Source organism: Acidiferrimicrobium sp. IK (assembly GCF_025499425.1).
Taxonomy (GTDB): domain Bacteria; phylum Actinomycetota; class Acidimicrobiia; order Acidimicrobiales; family Palsa-688; genus Acidiferrimicrobium.
Window position 1 is genome coordinate 314,824 of the sequence record NZ_JAIMCB010000005.1, and the last position, 14,191, is coordinate 329,014.

The 14,191-nt window shown below is 73.3% G+C and carries 17 protein-coding genes; 7 read left to right on the top strand and 10 right to left on the bottom strand.

Annotated features, from left to right (window positions below; genetic code table 11):
* Positions 1-17: 17 nt before the first annotated feature.
* The gene (locus K6U06_RS10910; RefSeq protein ID WP_262321953.1) at positions 18-599 is read right to left on the bottom strand and encodes an HIT family protein; all 582 of its coding nucleotides are present in this window, start codon (positions 597-599) and stop codon (positions 18-20) included.
* Positions 596-2,581, bottom strand: a complete 1,986-nt coding sequence (thrS, locus tag K6U06_RS10915; protein WP_262321954.1) for a threonine--tRNA ligase — start codon at positions 2,579-2,581, stop codon at positions 596-598. The genes K6U06_RS10910 and thrS overlap by 4 nt, the downstream gene beginning before the upstream one ends.
* Positions 2,582-2,690: 109 nt before the next feature.
* On the opposite strand from thrS, the gene K6U06_RS24685 reads away from it, so the two are divergent.
* Both K6U06_RS24685 and K6U06_RS10920 read left to right on the top strand, forming a co-directional pair.
* On the top strand, positions 2,691-2,918 hold the full coding sequence (locus K6U06_RS24685; RefSeq protein ID WP_410051017.1) for an FmdB family zinc ribbon protein: 228 nt from the start codon (positions 2,691-2,693) through the stop codon (positions 2,916-2,918).
* A complete protein-coding gene (locus tag K6U06_RS10920; RefSeq protein ID WP_262321955.1) occupies positions 2,882-3,430 on the top strand; it encodes a hypothetical protein in 549 nt (182 codons plus the stop codon). Before K6U06_RS24685 ends, K6U06_RS10920 begins: the two co-directional genes overlap by 37 nt.
* An 8-nt stretch (positions 3,431-3,438) precedes the next feature.
* On the opposite strand, the gene cysS is transcribed toward K6U06_RS10920, so the two are convergent.
* Together cysS and npdG are read right to left on the bottom strand one after the other, a co-directional pair.
* Positions 3,439-4,569: a cysteine--tRNA ligase gene (gene cysS / locus K6U06_RS10925; protein ID WP_262321956.1), complete on the bottom strand. Its 1,131-nt coding sequence runs from the start codon at positions 4,567-4,569 to the stop codon at positions 3,439-3,441.
* Positions 4,566-5,219, bottom strand: coding sequence for an NADPH-dependent F420 reductase (npdG, locus tag K6U06_RS10930; protein WP_262321957.1), 654 nt, complete (start codon positions 5,217-5,219; stop codon positions 4,566-4,568). Before npdG ends, cysS begins: the two co-directional genes overlap by 4 nt.
* A 60-nt stretch (positions 5,220-5,279) precedes the next feature.
* On the opposite strand from npdG, the gene K6U06_RS10935 reads away from it, so the two are divergent.
* On the top strand, positions 5,280-5,747 hold the full coding sequence (locus K6U06_RS10935) for a hypothetical protein (RefSeq protein ID WP_262321958.1): 468 nt from the start codon (positions 5,280-5,282) through the stop codon (positions 5,745-5,747).
* A 67-nt stretch (positions 5,748-5,814) separates the two neighbouring features.
* Here K6U06_RS10935 and K6U06_RS10940 read toward each other — a convergent pair whose 3' ends face one another.
* From K6U06_RS10940 to K6U06_RS10960, 5 genes are all read right to left on the bottom strand, one after another.
* Entirely contained in the window at positions 5,815-7,062 is a 1,248-nt protein-coding gene (locus tag K6U06_RS10940) for a ribonuclease D (RefSeq protein WP_262321959.1), read from the bottom strand.
* 67 nt (positions 7,063-7,129) lie between these two features.
* Complete coding sequence (locus K6U06_RS10945) at positions 7,130-7,891, bottom strand: SigB/SigF/SigG family RNA polymerase sigma factor (RefSeq protein ID WP_262321960.1); 762 nt, start codon at positions 7,889-7,891, stop codon at positions 7,130-7,132.
* Between the two features lie 71 nt (positions 7,892-7,962).
* Positions 7,963-8,508, bottom strand: a complete 546-nt coding sequence (locus tag K6U06_RS10950; RefSeq protein WP_262321961.1) for a flavin reductase family protein — start codon at positions 8,506-8,508, stop codon at positions 7,963-7,965.
* Positions 8,509-8,550: 42 nt separating this feature from the next.
* Entirely contained in the window at positions 8,551-9,585 is a 1,035-nt protein-coding gene (locus K6U06_RS10955) for a suppressor of fused domain protein (RefSeq protein ID WP_262321962.1), read from the bottom strand.
* Complete coding sequence (locus K6U06_RS10960; RefSeq protein WP_262321963.1) at positions 9,582-10,037, bottom strand: DUF3151 domain-containing protein; 456 nt, start codon at positions 10,035-10,037, stop codon at positions 9,582-9,584. The genes K6U06_RS10955 and K6U06_RS10960 overlap by 4 nt, the downstream gene beginning before the upstream one ends.
* Before the next feature lie 31 nt (positions 10,038-10,068).
* On the opposite strand from K6U06_RS10960, the gene K6U06_RS10965 reads away from it, so the two are divergent.
* Positions 10,069-10,491, top strand: a complete 423-nt coding sequence (locus K6U06_RS10965; protein WP_262321964.1) for an HIT family protein — start codon at positions 10,069-10,071, stop codon at positions 10,489-10,491.
* Positions 10,488-10,937 carry a GNAT family N-acetyltransferase gene (locus K6U06_RS10970; protein ID WP_262321965.1) on the top strand — a complete coding sequence of 150 codons (450 nt, stop codon included), beginning with the start codon at positions 10,488-10,490 and terminating at the stop codon, positions 10,935-10,937. Before K6U06_RS10965 ends, K6U06_RS10970 begins: the two co-directional genes overlap by 4 nt.
* Here the strand turns inward: K6U06_RS10970 and tyrS are convergent.
* Positions 10,934-12,208 (bottom strand): tyrosine--tRNA ligase, encoded by a 1,275-nt coding sequence (tyrS, locus tag K6U06_RS10975; protein WP_262321966.1) that lies wholly within the window; start codon positions 12,206-12,208, stop codon positions 10,934-10,936. The two genes, K6U06_RS10970 and tyrS, sit on opposite strands and share 4 nt — an antisense overlap.
* Positions 12,209-12,280: 72 nt before the next feature.
* On the opposite strand from tyrS, the gene K6U06_RS10980 reads away from it, so the two are divergent.
* Positions 12,281-13,231, top strand: coding sequence for a DNA-3-methyladenine glycosylase family protein (locus tag K6U06_RS10980; protein WP_262321967.1), 951 nt, complete (start codon positions 12,281-12,283; stop codon positions 13,229-13,231).
* A gap of 35 nt (positions 13,232-13,266) precedes the next feature.
* The gene (locus K6U06_RS10985; protein ID WP_262321968.1) at positions 13,267-14,190 is read left to right on the top strand and encodes an alpha/beta fold hydrolase; all 924 of its coding nucleotides are present in this window, start codon (positions 13,267-13,269) and stop codon (positions 14,188-14,190) included.
* Position 14,191: the final 1 nt, after the last annotated feature.

Sequence of the window (14,191 nt, forward strand, 5' to 3'; positions counted from 1 at the left end):
ATAGCCGGGGCCACTCTCTAGGCCAGGGCCGCCCAGGCCTCCCGCAGTTTGGCGTCGGTCGCGGAGAGCGGTTCGGGAAGGACCCGAGTCTCGGCCACGGCGGTCATGAAGTTGGTGTCGCCGTTCCACCGCGGCAGGACGTGGATGTGCAGATGGCCGGGGACGCCGGCACCTGATGCCTTCCCGAGGTTGGCGCCGACGTTGACGCCGTCGGGCCGGTACGCCGCCTTCACGGCGGCGACGGCCTGGCGGACGCCGTCCCAGACGTCTGAGGCCTCCGGATCGTCAGGCGATGCGTGGAGGTCCTCCATGTCGGCGGTGTGGCGGGTGGGCATGACCATGAGGTGCCCGCTGCCGTAGGGGAACGCGTTGAGCAGCGCCACCGCCCGCCCACCGGGGTGCCGCCAGACCACGTGGGTGTCGGTGTCGGGGAGGCCCGAGGAGAGGATCCGGCAGAACACGCAGCCCTCCTGATCGGTGCGGCGCGGCCCGCTCGCCGTGGCATCCTGGATGTAGGAGGTGCGCCAGCCGGCCCAGAGCCGGTCCAGCCCAGTCACGCCCGACGCAGCCCCCGAGAGCCCCGACGCAGCCCCAGTCACGCCGGCGACGCGGCCGACGCCGGCGGGGCGGTCACCGGCGACAGGTGGGCGACGACCTCGGCGGCCAGACGGGCCGAGAAGTCGGCGATCGGCACGCCCTTCTCGGGTCGCTCGGCGCCTCGGGAGTTGACGCCGACGGTCCCGGCTTCGACGTCGTCGTCGCCGACGACCAGCAGGTAGGGCACCCGCTCCATCCGGCCCTTGCGGACCCGGGCGCCGACGCCCTCGTCGGCCGCCACCACCTCGACGCGGAACCCGTCGCCGCGCAGGCGGTCGGCGATGCGGTCGGCGTAGGCCATGTGGCCGTCGCGGACGGGCAGCACCTGAACCTGCACCGGGGCCAGCCAGGTCGGGAACGCTCCGGCGTAGTGCTCGACCAGGATCCCGAAGAACCGCTCGATCGACCCGAACAGGGCCCGGTGGATCATCGCCGGCCGGTGCCGCTCGTTGTCGGCGCCGACGTAAGACAGGTCGAAGCGCTGCGGGAGCTGAAGGTCGACTTGGAGGGTGGACATCTGCCACCGCCGGCCGATGGCGTCGCGGACGTGGACGTCGATCTTCGGGGCGTAGAACGCCCCCTCCCCTTCCGCCACGACGTAGGGCAGCCCGGCCTTCTCGAGGGCGGATTTGAGGGCGCCCTCGGCGAACTCCCACTCCTCGGGCTCGCCGACGAACTTGTCGGGCCGGGTGGCCAGCTCGGCCTCGAACTCGGTCAGCCCGAAGGTCCGCAGCAGGTGCAGGACGAACGCCAGGAGGCTGGCCAGCTCGTCGGCCATCTGCTCGCGGGTGCAGAAGATGTGGGAGTCGTCCTGGGTGAAGCCCCTGGCCCGCATGAGACCGTTGAGGACGCCGGACCGCTCGAAGCGGTACACGGTCCCGAACTCGAAGAGCCGTATCGGCAGCTCCCGGTAGGAGTGCAGCCGGTCCCGGAAGATCAAGATGTGCATCGGGCAGTTCATCGGCTTGGGGTAGTAGGTCGCCCCTTCCATCTCCATGGGCGGGTACATGCCGTCCTTGTACCAAGCGAGGTGCCCGGAGATCTCGAACAGCGTCGACTTCGCCAGGTGCGGCGTGTAGACGAACTCGTAGCCGGCCTGCTCGTGCTCCCGCCGGCTGTGGTCCTCCATCAGCTTGCGGATGAGCCCGCCTTTGGGGTGGAACACGGGCAGGCCGCCGCCGATCTCCGGCGGGAAGTGGAACAGGTCCAGCTCCGCGCCGAGCTTGCGGTGGTCGCGCTTTTCGGCTTCCTCCAACCGCTTGAGGTGCTCCTCGAGCGCGGCCTTGGACTCCCAGGCCGTGCCGTAGATGCGCTGCAGCTGGGGCCGGTGCTCGTCGCCTCGCCAGTAGGCGGCCGCGACCTTCTGCAGCTTGAAGTGCCCGAGGCGGCTGGTCGTCGGCACGTGGGGGCCCCGGCACAGGTCGACGAACTCGGCGCTGTTGCGGTAGGCGCTGACCACCCCTTCGCCGGCCCCCTCCGAGCTATCGACGCCTTCGATGATCTCGGTCTTGTACGGCTGATCGGCGAAGAGCTCCAGCCCTTCGGCGACGCTGTGCTCCTCCCGGACGAAAGGCTGGTCCTCGGCGACGATCGCCCTCATGGTGTCCTCGATCCGGCCCAGGTCGTCCTCGGAGAAATGGGCGCCGCCCGGCAGGTCGAAGTCGTAGTAGAAGCCGTCGTCGATGGCCGGACCGATGGCGTAGCGCGCCCCCGGCCACAACCTGGTCACGGCTTGCGCCATCACGTGCGCCGTCGAGTGGCGCAGGACGTGGCGGCCGGCGGGCGTGTCCGCGGTGACGACCGAGACCGTCGCCCCGTCCGGCAGCGGCGCGGAGAGGTCGGTCTCGGCGCCGTCGACGGTGACCGCGACCGCCGCCTTGGCCAGGCGGGGACCGATGGACGCCGCCAGGTCGGCGCCGGTCGCGCCCGTGTCCAACTCGCGCTGGGATCCGTCGGGGAGGGACACGGTGATGCTGGCTGCCATGGGAGTGGAGGTTACGGGACGGGGAACAGCCTCGGCCCACTGGTATCCGCGCGGCGCGGTCATCGCCGAGCCCTGGGTGCGTAGGCTCGCGGCAGGGAGGACACACACTATGCCTGTGTACGAGTACCGCTGCCAGACCTGCGACACCCGCTTCGACCTGCGTCGCGCGGTGGCGGAGGCCGACCGACCGGCGCCTTGCCCTTCGGGTCACGCCGACAGCCGGCGGCTGCTGTCGGTCTTCGCGGCGGGCGGTCGCACCAGCGCGGCCTCGCCGGCCTTGGGCGGCGGAGGCGGCGGCGGGTGTTGTGGCGGGGGTTGCGGGTGCGGCCCCGGCTGAGCCTGGCGAGCGCGCCCGGCGGGGTCGTGGCGCGAGCCGGCCTCGCCGCGATGGCGGTGGTCGCTGGGGCCTGCGGCTCGTCCACGTCGCTGTCGGCCGGGACCACGACGACCGTGCCGGGCGCCACCGTGCCGAAGTCGACCGTGCCGGCGACCACCGAGCCGGCGACCACCGCGCCGGCTAGCCCCAGCCCGACGGTGGTGACCGGCCCGTCGTCGACCACTCCTGTGGCTGTCCCGGTGGTCGGCGCGCCTGCGGCCGGCCTGCAGCAGCTGCACTGGCAGCAGGTGGTCGCGGTCGCCGGGACGACGGTGACCCTCGGCTACCAGTACGGCGGGTGCGCGGGGCCGGCCTTGCAGGCGACGGCCACCGAGACGGCCGGCACCGTGAGCATCGCGTTGTGGGACAAGGGCCCGAAGGCCGGTGAGATGTGCGCCGACTTCGTACGCCACGGCGAGGTCTCGGTGGACCTGCCCTGGGCACCGGCCGGCCGGGCGATCACCGACCGCTGACCCAGCGGCTACGCGACGCCCAGGAGGGCAGCGGCCTGCGACACGCCCTGGCCGGCGTCGACGGCCGCGTCGATTGCGGCCACCGCGGCGGGGGTGTCCAGGTCCCGGTCGAGGGCGGAGCGGACCTCCGCCAGCGCGGCGTCGCCCGGGCCGGCGGCCCGCCAGCGGGCCAGTCGGGCGGTGGCGGCGGGCATCAGCTCGTCGGTCCAGTCCCAGCTGTCGCGGTAGTGCTGGGCGATGACCGCCAGGCGGATGGCCGGCGGCTCCCAGTCCTTCAGCAGGTCGTGGACGAAGACCAAGTTGCCGAGCGACTTGGACATCTTGGTCCCGCCGAGGCGGACCATCCCGACGTGCATCCAGTGCCGTACGAAGGTCGCTCCGGTGGCAGCTTCGGACTGGGCCGCCTCGCACTCGTGGTGGGGGAAGATCAGGTCCGACCCGCCGCCGTGGATGTCGATGGTGTCGCCCAGCTCCCGCATCGCCAGGGCGGAGCACTCGATGTGCCACCCGGGCCGGCCGGGCCCCCACAGCGATTCCCAGCGCGGCTCGTCAGGCGCGGACGGCTGCCACAGCACGAAGTCGAGCGGATCGCGCTTGTTGGGATCGTCCGGGTTGCCGCCCCGCTCGGCCGCCAGCTCGAGCATCGTGGCCCGGTCGAGGTGACTGACCTGGCCGAAGCCCTCGAACGACGACGCGTCGAAGTACACCGCGCCGCCGGCCTGGTAGGCGTGGCCGGAGTCGAGGACCATGCCGATGAACCCGAGGATGTCGGGGATCGCCGAGGTGGCCCTCGGCTCGGAGAACGCGGGCAGGAGGCCGATCGCCTTCATGTCGGCGTCGAACCGGCTGACCTCCTCCGCGGCCAGGTCCAGGTAGTGGACGCCGAGCTCGCGGGCCTTGCGCAGGATGTCGTCGTCGACGTCGGTCACGTTGCGGACGCACTGGGTGTCGTGGCCTCGGTCCCGCAGCCGGCGCTGCAAGACGTCGTAGGTGAGGTAGGTGGCGGCGTGCCCGATGTGCGCCGAGTCGTAGGGCGTGATGCCGCAGGTGTACATCTTCACCGTCGGGCCCGGCTCGAAGGGCACCACCGCCTCGCGGGCGGTGTCGTAGAGCTGCATGGCCCGCATCCCGTCGGTCACGGGAGCCCCGTGAGCTTGATGGCGGCGTGGGTCTTGTACCGGCGGTTGACCTCGAGCAACGCCGGTGTGAGGGCTTCGATGGCCAGCGCACTGCCGAGACCGCCGGCGTCGACGCCGCGAAGCCCGGGGAGCGTGTCGATCAGTCCGACGACCTCGCGAGCCGCGGCGCGCACGTCGGAGCAGACCATCACGTCGGCGTCGAGGGGATGGTCCAAGTCACCCCACGGGCCGGCGGGCAGGTGGTGGAAGGCGCCCACGACCCGGGATCCGGGAAGCGCCAGGGCCACCGCCGCGGTCACCGACCCGGTCGGCGGTAGGAGCGGCACCATGCCCTTGCCCCACCGGGTGAGGGCGTTGGCCATCGACACGACGATCTTGCCGGCGAGGGGCTCGGCCAGGTCGGTGACGGTGCTCAACACACCCTCCCAGGGGGTGGCCACGACGACGAGGTCCGCGCCAGCCGCGGCGGCGTTGTCACCGGGGGTAAGGGGAAGCTCCCGGCCGCTCCAGCGGGAGGTCAACTCGCCGACGATCTCCGCGGCGCGCTCCTCCGACCGGCTGCCGACGACTGCCTCGATCCCGATCCCTGCAAACTGGACGGCGACGGCCTGCCCGGCCGGTCCCGTCCCTCCAATCACTCCGATGCGCACTAGAGCAGACTGGCACGCAACGAGCGCTACGGTCGACCCGGCGACGGGTACGGTCGAGTCGTGACACGCCTGCCGGGGCTGCGAAGACGGCTGCGCCGGCGGTTGGCCGCCCCGGCGCCGACCGGACACGTCCGGGTCCCTCTCGCCGGGACGCCGGCCCCGCCGATCTCCGGGCTGTCGCCGTCGGGGGACTTGTACCGGCCGGGGCAGGCCGACGGGCTGGTGCTGTTCATGACCTCCAGCTGCCTGGCCTGCCGGGAGGTGTGGGCGGCTCTCAACGCGGGTGCGCCGAGATCGCTGCCGGGGCGGCCTGCCGTTTTGGTGGTGACCCCCGACCCGGCGCTCGAGTCCCGCCGGCAGGTCGCGGCGCTGGCCGGCTCGACGATCGACGTGGTGATGAGCACCGAGGCATGGCAGGCGTACCGGGCGGGCCCGGCTCCCTGGGTGGCCATGGTGAGCGATGGGATGGTTCTAACCGAAGGCCCGGCGTCGAGCTGGTCCGACGTCGAAGCGATGGCGGCACGCTGAGGCCGCTGCGGCGCCGGCACGGTCAGCCTGCGGCGCCGGCACGGTCAGCGTGCGGCGCCGACACGGCTCAGTCTTCGCCGGCGCCGACCTGGTCGGGCTCGAGCGAGGCCGGTTCGGCCCGCAGCGGGCGCCCGGACCGCTCCTCTAGGAGCAGCCCGCCGCGGCCGTCGAAGGCCAAGGCGGCGCCGCCCTCGACGAGAGATCGCAGATGGGTGCCGGCCATCGCTGCCCGCCAGCCTCGGGCCAGGCGGACGGTGGGATCTCCCCGCAGGTACGCGGCGAGGTCGCTGCGGGTCGCCAACAAGGCCGCGTCGACCTCCTCGTTTCGTGCCACCTGAGCCAGCCACGCCGCGGCCAGGGCCACCGCCGGGCGCAGCTCGCGGGGCACCTCGTCGGTGGGCGGCACGGCGATCTGCTCCGCGGTCAGGTGCCGGCCTCGCTCCACCGCGGCCAGGATCCCCTCGGCCGCGCTGCCCCGGATGTGGCGGGGGTCCAGGCCGCGGATGCGGCCGAGGGCTTCGGCGTTGCGGGGCGGGTTGTGGGCGATGGCCTGCACTGCGAGGTCGGGAAGGACCTGGCGGATCGGGATGTCTACGGTACGGGCCCGCATCTCCCGCCACGCCGCCACTTCCTGCGCCACCCCCCGGCTGGCGGCGCGGAGCTGGCGGGCGTCGCGCAGCTTCCACCAGGCCTTGGTCGGGTCGCCCGGACCGTGCGAACGGACCCGAACCGTCTCGCACTCCTCGGCGGCCCACTCGGAGCGGCCTCGACGGGCCAGGTCGGCCTCGATGGCGTCAGCCAGGTCGAGGAGGCGGTCGACGTCGGAAGCCGCGTAGGACAGCTGGGAGGCGCTGAGCGGGCGGCGGCTCCAGTCGGTGAGGCGGTCGCCCTTCGCCACCTCGATGCCGAGGTAGCGCGACGACAGCGCCGACAGCGACGCCGATCCGTGCCCGAGGAAGCCGGCCGCCACCTGCGTGTCCCACAGCCGGGACGGGCCACGCCCGCACGCCAGCTCCAACACCTCCAGGTCCTGCTCGGCGGCGTGGGCGACCATGGTGCCCGGACCGGCGAGGACCTCGGCGAGAGGGGCCAGGTCGACGGCGAGGGGGTCCACCAAAGCAGTGCCCGCCGGGATCCCGCCGTGGGCGGGCCAGGCGATCTGCACCAGCGCGACCCGCGGCCAGTAGGTGCGCTCCCGGTGGAACTCGGTGTCGAGGCCGTAGCGCTCGACGCCGAGCAGCATGCTGATCAAGTCGGTCAGGGCGGAGGCGTCGGTGATCGGCTCGGGTACCGGCGTCGCCGCGGTGCTCACCACGCCCGAACGCCGAGCGGTGACACAAGCCGCGGTGCTGGCACCGCGAGCAGGAGGGAGGCGGCGGTGGTCACGCCGGCTCGACCGCCCACGCCCGCAGCTGGGTGAGGCTGCGCGACAGCAGCCTGGACACTTGCATCTGGCTGACTCCGACCATGCTGGCGATCTCGGTCTGGCTGCAGCCGACCACGAAACGCAGGTTGAGGATCTGGCGCTGGCGTTCTGGGAGGCGGGCCAGGAGCGGGCTCAACGTGACCCGCCCGTCGACCTCGGCGAGGTTCTGGTCGCCGGTGCCTAGACGGCTGGTGAGGGACGTGTCCTCCCCCGGCGACAACGGCGCCTCGAGCGACGCGTTGTGGCGGAACCCGCCGGCGTCGAGGGCCTCGACGACGTCCTCGACGGGGCACTCGATGCGCGCCGCGATCTCCGCCAGGGTCGGGCTCCGGCCCAGCTCCTGGGTCAGCTCGTCGATGCTCTGCTGGGCTCGCAGGTGCAGGTCGTGGATGCGGCGGGGCAGGCGCACCGACCATCCCCGGTCCCGCAGGTGGCGCTTCAGCTCGCCGAGGATGGTCGCGGTGGCGAACGTGGTCAGCTCCGCGCCGCGGTCGGGGTCGAAGCGGTCCACGGCCTTGAGCAGCCCGATCAGCGCCACTTGGTTGAGGTCGTCGAGCTCCTCGCCGCGCTGGGCGAAGCGAGCCGCCAGCGAGTACGCCAGACCCTGGTACGCGGCGACGACGGTGTCGCGGGCCCTCGGGTCGCGGGTGGAGGAGTAGTCGGCGATCGCCCGTCGGATGTGCTCCCGTCCTGCGTTCGGGGGTGCCGGCGCAACCATCGGACCTCCTTCAGCGGGAGCATACCGGCGATGGCCGGCCCGGCCGGCCGCCGCGGTGGGTCGCCGCTCGGTCATCCGCCGTAGCTCATCCGGGTGTCCTCCATCCGGAGGATCTCGACGTCGGCGTCGCCGGCCTCGCCTGCGGCCGCCACCTCCCCGACGAAGAGGCTGTGGCTGCCGCAGTCGAGGGTGTGGCGGACTTCGCAGTCGACCCAGGCCGCAGCGGAGGAAAGGATCGGGGCGCCGGTCAGCGCCTCGCGGACCCGGTGCCCGTTGAGCGCGGAAGAGTCCTCGTCCCACTGGGCCGGCTTGACGAACGCCCGGACCACGGCCCGCTCGGCCCGGGCCAGGATCGACAGCGCGAAAACCCCGCCCTCGGCGACGAGGCGGTGGGTGAGCGCCGGCTTCTCGACGCTGACCGCCACCAGCTTGGGGTCGGTGGAGACCTGGGTGGCCCAGTTGAGGGTCATCAGGTTGCGGGCGTCGCCGCTGCGGCTGCCGAGAAGGTAGAGCCCGGTCGGCATCCTCCAGAGGACCCGGCGCCGCAGCCGGTCGTATTCGGCGGGGTCGACGCCCGGGGGGAACGGACCTACCGGTCCCTCTGCAGCGGTGGGCACCAGACGACAGTAGCCACACCGGCCGCCATCGAAGCAGTCATGTCACGCCTTCACGTGCACCCGCAGCCCAGGGAGGGCGGGCCGGCTGCCCCAGCCCGCCCGTCCGTCGAACAGCCCGGCCACGCCGTCGACCTCCTCGGGGGGCACGTCGACGACGAGCAGCGGCCCCTCGCCGTGCCATCCGGGGGTGTCGGCGACGACGAACCGGACCGTCATCTCGTCGCCGACCACCGAGAACGCGGCTCCTGGCGCCACCAGCTCCCGGCGCAGCGCCGGGCCTAACGCGGCGGCGGTGCCCGAGCCCATCTCCACCACCGCCCTCCGGCCGAAGCGGGCGCGGTGCCACGCCAAGGTCGCGACCCGCAGCTCGGTGAGCTCGCTGCCGTCCGCCCTGGCCCGGGCCGCCACCTCGCCGGCGATGCCGGGGTCGGCGAGGACCGATCGGCGGGCGATGTCGGTGACGAGCAGCGGGTTGTCCCGGGCCAGCAGGTCGACGACCGCGTCGGTGCTCCAGGATCGGCAAAGTTCCAGCTCGTCGGCGGTCAAGCCGACGACTTGGAGCAGCTCGACGGTCCCCAACGGGCCGTCCATCACCCCGAGGGTGGGGTCGGTGACCACCACTGCCGCGGTGAGCGCCGACTCGCTGTCGAGCCGGATCGGGCCGCGCAGGTCGAGGTGGTGGCCGGCCGCGAACGGATGACCCCCCGCCCATACGTAGGCCGCCAGGTTGGTGAGCAGATCGACGGCCCACAGCGGCTCCTCGTCGGAGCCGGCCAGGCGCAAAGTGAGCTCGAAACCCCAGCCCGACAGTGCGGCGTCGGGGTCTCCGGGGGGCGCCTGCGCCACCACGTCGGCGGGATCCGGCCGGTGCAGCTCGCTCAGGCCGTAGGTGACCAGGTGCCAGTGATCGGGGTCGCCGACGCGGTGGGCGGTGACCTCCTCGAGGGGAGGGTCCCCTCGGCGGGTGTGGGCAGGCCGGGGCGTCCAGCGGTGGGCGGCGGGGCCGCCGTCGACGCGGTCCACGTGCTCGTCGAGGGCTGCGGTGCCCTCCCCGCAGCGCCGCTCAGAGCTGGTCACGCTCTTTCGCGGCGCGACCAGTCCGGGTCGAGCTGGACCAAGAACAACGCGCAGCGGGCCTCCTCTTCGTCCTCGCCGATCGCGCCGGCCGCGGCCCGCAGAGCGTCGAGGGCCCGCAGGAAGCCGCGGTTGTCGCGCTTGTCCCAGCGGACGTACCCCGATCCCCGCCAGCCCGCGGCACGGAGCGCGTCGAGGCCCCGGTGGTACCCGACCCGGGCGTACGCGTAGGACTCGACGGTCTCGCCGGCGGCCGCGGCCAGCTCCGCCAGCGCGGCCCACGCCTCCAGGTATTTGGGGTCAGAGGCGACCACCGCGCTCACCGCGGCGCGCCGTTCACCCTCTGGCGCGCTCAACGCGGCCGCCAGCGCGGCCGCCGCCTCCGGGGGTGCCGGCGGGAGGACCGTCTCGGGGAGACCGCCGTGAAGCGCTACGGGTGTCGACTCGTTGGCCATCCAAGCATCGTCGCGCGACGCTGGGCCGGACATGGCCCAATGCATCTTCGACCGCATCCGCGACGGCGACGCACCCGGACACCTCGTGGTCGACGAGGCCGACGTGATCGCCTTCCTCGACGCCAGACCGCTGTTCCCGGGGCACACGCTGGTGGTGCCCCGCCGTCACGTCGCGACGCTGGCCGAGCTCGACGAGGCGACCGCGTCCGCGGTGTGGGACGTCGGCCGGCGGGTAGCAGCCGCGCTGCGACCCGCCGTCGGGGCCGACGGCGCCTTCCTGGCCCTCAACGACGAGGTCAGCCAGAGCGTGGCCCACGTGCATCTCCACGTGGTGCCCAGGCGCCGGAAGGACGGCCTGCGGGGGTTCTTCTGGCCCCGAGGCCGCTACGAGACCCCGGAGGAGGCGGCCAAGATCGCGGCGGCCATCGCCGCGTCGCTGGCCCCGCAGTCGTGACCGTCACCATCCGCGACGCTCACGCCGGCGATGTCGCAGCCCTCGTCGACCTGCTCGTCGGGGGGTCCCTGACGGTCAAGGAAGACCCGTCTGACCTGGCCCCCTACGCCCGGGCCCTCGAGGCGATCACCGCCGACCCGACGGCCACCGTCCTCGTCGCGCTGCTCGACGGCCGGGTGGTCGGGATGTGCCAGCTGATGATCCTGCGACACTTGCAGCACCGGGGCGGCTTGTGCGCCGAGATCGAGTCGATGCACGTGACAGCCGGGCGCCGCTCCGAAGGGATCGGGTCGGTGCTCCTCGAGGCGGCGGTGGCCCGAGCGGCGGCCGCCGGCTGCTACCGGGTGCAGCTGACGAGCAACGTCGCCCGGCCCGACGCCCACCGCTTCTACCTGCGCCACGGCTTCGAAGCCAGCCACGCCGGCTTCAAGCGCTACCTGGCCTAGCGGGCGACCACCAGGACCGCCATGGCCCGCTTCCCCCGGCGCAGGACCACGAAGCGGCCGTGGAGGGCGTCGGCCGGCTCCAGCCCGCGGTTGTCGGCCACGGGCCGGTTGGCGACGTAGACCGCCCCTTGGGCCAGCATCGCGCGGGCTTCGCTGGTGGAGCGGACCAGTGCGCTGCGGACCAACGCGTCGATGACCGTCAGTCCCCCGTCGAGCTCGGCGGGGGTGATCGACGCAGTGGGGGCGTCCTCGAGGGCGGCGGCCAGCGTCGCCTCGTCGAGGGCGGCGATGTCCTCCGAGTACAACACCGCGGCGGCCTGCTCGGCGCGGGCGGTCTCCGCGGCGCCGTGGGTCAAGGTGGTCACCTCGCGGGCCAAGGCCCGCTGCGCCTCCCTGCGCTCCGGGTGCGCGGCCGCGGCCTCGTCGAGGGCGGCGATCGCGTCCCGGGGCAGGAGGGTCATCCGTCGGAGGTAGGAGCCGACCTCGGCGTCGTCGGTACGCAGCCAGAACTGGAAGTAGGCGTAGGGCGACGTCCGGGCCGGGTCCAACCACACCGTGCCGGTCTCCGACTTGCCGAACTTGGTGCCGTCAGCCTTGAGCACCAGCGGTGAGGTCAACCCGAACACCTGCGCCGAGCGGCGCTTGCGGACCAGATCCACGCCCTCGGTGATGTTGCCCCACTGGTCGCTTCCCCCGAGCTGCAACCGGCAGCCGTGGCGGTCGAACAGCTGCAGGTAGTCCCACGCCTGGAGGAGCATGTAGCTGAACTCGGTGAAAGACAGGCCCTGGTCGCGGCCCTCGATGCGGGTGCGGACCGAGTCCTTGCGGACCATCTCGTTGACGGTGAAGAGCTTGCCGACGTCACGGAGGAACTCGAGCAGCCCGACGGTCCCGAGCCAGGCCACGTTGTCCTCGAGGATGGCGCCGGTGGCACCGAACTCCATGAACCGCTCGAGCTGGGCGCGGATCCCCTCCCGGTTGGCGGTCAGGGTGGCCTCGTCGAGCAGGTTGCGTTCCTCGCTTCGGCCGCCCGGGTCGCCGATCATGCCGGTGCCGCCACCGACCAGGGCGACCGGCCGGTGCCCGGCGTCTTGCAGCCGGCGGAGGAGCAGGATCTGCTGGAGGTGGCCGACGTGGAGGGAGTCGGCGGTCGGGTCGAAGCCGATGTAGCCGGTGACCTGCCCGCCGGCCAGCAGCTCGGGCAGGAGGCGGTCGTCGGTCATCTGGTGGACCAGACCCCGCCAGCGCAGGTCGTCGATCAGCGATGTCACGGCCGGACACCTTGCCACACCGGGTCATTGGCGTCTCCCAGTTAGCCTGCCCACCGCTCTACGGTGGCGGTGATGCCCGCTGCTGCCCTCGCTCCCGCGGCGCGAAGCGAGCCGCTGGCCGGGCCCCTCGATCTGCGCCGGACGCTCGGCCCGCTGCGGCGGGGGCCGAGGGACCGCTGCACGATCTTCGAGGGGCCGGTGGCGTGGCGGGCGACGCGCACCCCTGAGGGCCCGGCGTCGGTGCGCCTCTGGGTCGACGACCGACGGTCCCGGCTCGAGGCTCGGGCGTGGGGCCCCGGCGCGGGGTGGGCGTTGGAGCACGTACGCGACCTCACCGGCGCGGACGACGACCCGTCGCCGCTCGCCGCGATGCTGGCCCGGCCCGGAGGCGGCCCGGGCCGGGCCCGCTTGCGGGACTTGCAGCGCAGGCTGGCCGGGTTGCGGCTGCCGGCGACGCTGGCGGTGACCGAGGCGCTGGTCCCGGCCGTCCTCGAGCAGAAGGTCACCGGCGTGCAGGCCAGGCGCAGCTACCAGCGCCTGGCCGACCAGTTGGGCGCCCCGGCCCCCGGGCCGCCCGGCCTGCGTCTCCCACCAGCACCTGACGTGCTGGCCGCCACGCCGACGTGGACGTTTCACCGCGCCGGGGTGGAGCGACGGCGGGAGGAGACGATCAGGGGCGCGTGCGCCCGCGCCGGGTGGATCGACGAGCTGGCCGGAGGCGACCGCGGCGGGGTGCAGCGCCGGCTGGCCGCGTTGCGCGGGGTCGGCCCCTGGACCGTCGCCGAGGTCAGCCGGGTCGCTCTCGGCGACCCCGACGCGGTGAGCGTCGGCGACTATCACCTCCCCGACCACGTGGCGTGGGCGCTGGCCGGGATCCCCCGCGGCGACGACGACGTGATGCTCGAACTGTTGGAGCCCTACCGCGGTCAGCGGGGACGGGTGACCCGGCTGATCGAATCGGCGGGGGTCACCGCCCCCCGGTTCGGTCCCCGCCTGGCAGTCCAGGCCATCGAGTCGGGTTGAGGCGCGACCCGGGACCGGGCTGGCAAGATCGGGCCATGCCCGACCTGGTCGCCTACGACGAGTTCGCCTACTTCCGCGACAACGCCACCGAGGCCGGGCTCGCCTGGGACGGCCCGCCGGTAGTGGAGCGCGTCGCGGTGGAGGTCGCTCCCGGCCGTTCCCTAAGCGCCCTCAAGTGGGGCGACGGCGAGCCGGAGCTGGTCTTGCTGCACGGCGGCGCCCAGAACGCGCACACCTGGGACACCGTCGCGCTGGCGCTGCGCCAGCCGCTGCTCGCCGTCGACCTTCCCGGCCACGGCCACTCCGACGGCCCCGGCGCCCGCCCCGAAGGCGCGCTGGCGGTGGAAGGAAACGCATCGGACGTAGCGGCGGTCATCCGCCGGCTGGCGCCTCGCGCCCGGGCGGTGGTCGGCATGTCCCTCGGCGGCTTGACCACCATCGCCTTGGCGGCCGCTCACCCGGACCTGGTGAGAGCAATGGTGCTGGTGGACATCACTCCGGGCGTCAACCGGGAGAAGGCCGCGGCCATCAGCGCGTTCGTGCAGGGGCCCGAGTCCTTCGACAGCTTCGACGAGCTGCTGGCTCGAACCGTCGAGTTCAACCCGACCCGCACCGTGTCGTCGCTGCGTCGGGGGATCCTGCACAACGCGCAGCAACAGCCAGACGGCACCTGGGTGTGGCGCTACCGCCGGTTCGCGTCGCCTCTCGGCGCGACCGCGGCGCCGGCCGACTACGGCCGGTTGTGGGAGCAGGTGGGCCAGCTGGATGTGCCGGTCCTGCTGGTGCGGGGCATGCGACCCCAGTCGGTGGTCGACGACGACGACGAGGCGGAGCTGCTTCGGCGGGCCCGGCATGCCAGCGTCGTGCGGGTCGAAGAGGCCGGCCACAGCGTGCAGGGCGACGCCCCGGTCGCGCTGGCCAAGATCCTCTCCGGCTTCCCTCCGCACGCCGCGGGTTAGC

Excerpts from the sequence above, each read along its gene's own strand:
- thrS (WP_262321954.1), bottom strand. The coding sequence starts at position 2,581 with ATGGCAGCCAGCATCACCGTGTCCCTCCCCGACGGATCCCAGCGCGAG.
- K6U06_RS24685 (WP_410051017.1), top strand. The coding sequence starts at position 2,691 with ATGCCTGTGTACGAGTACCGCTGCCAGACCTGCGACACCCGCTTCGAC.
- K6U06_RS10945 (WP_262321960.1), bottom strand. The coding sequence starts at position 7,891 with ATGGTTGCGCCGGCACCCCCGAACGCAGGACGGGAGCACATCCGACGG.
- K6U06_RS10960 (WP_262321963.1), bottom strand. The coding sequence starts at position 10,037 with ATGGCCAACGAGTCGACACCCGTAGCGCTTCACGGCGGTCTCCCCGAG.
- K6U06_RS10965 (WP_262321964.1), top strand. The coding sequence starts at position 10,069 with ATGGCCCAATGCATCTTCGACCGCATCCGCGACGGCGACGCACCCGGA.
- K6U06_RS10980 (WP_262321967.1), top strand. The coding sequence starts at position 12,281 with ATGCCCGCTGCTGCCCTCGCTCCCGCGGCGCGAAGCGAGCCGCTGGCC.
- K6U06_RS10985 (WP_262321968.1), top strand. The coding sequence starts at position 13,267 with ATGCCCGACCTGGTCGCCTACGACGAGTTCGCCTACTTCCGCGACAAC.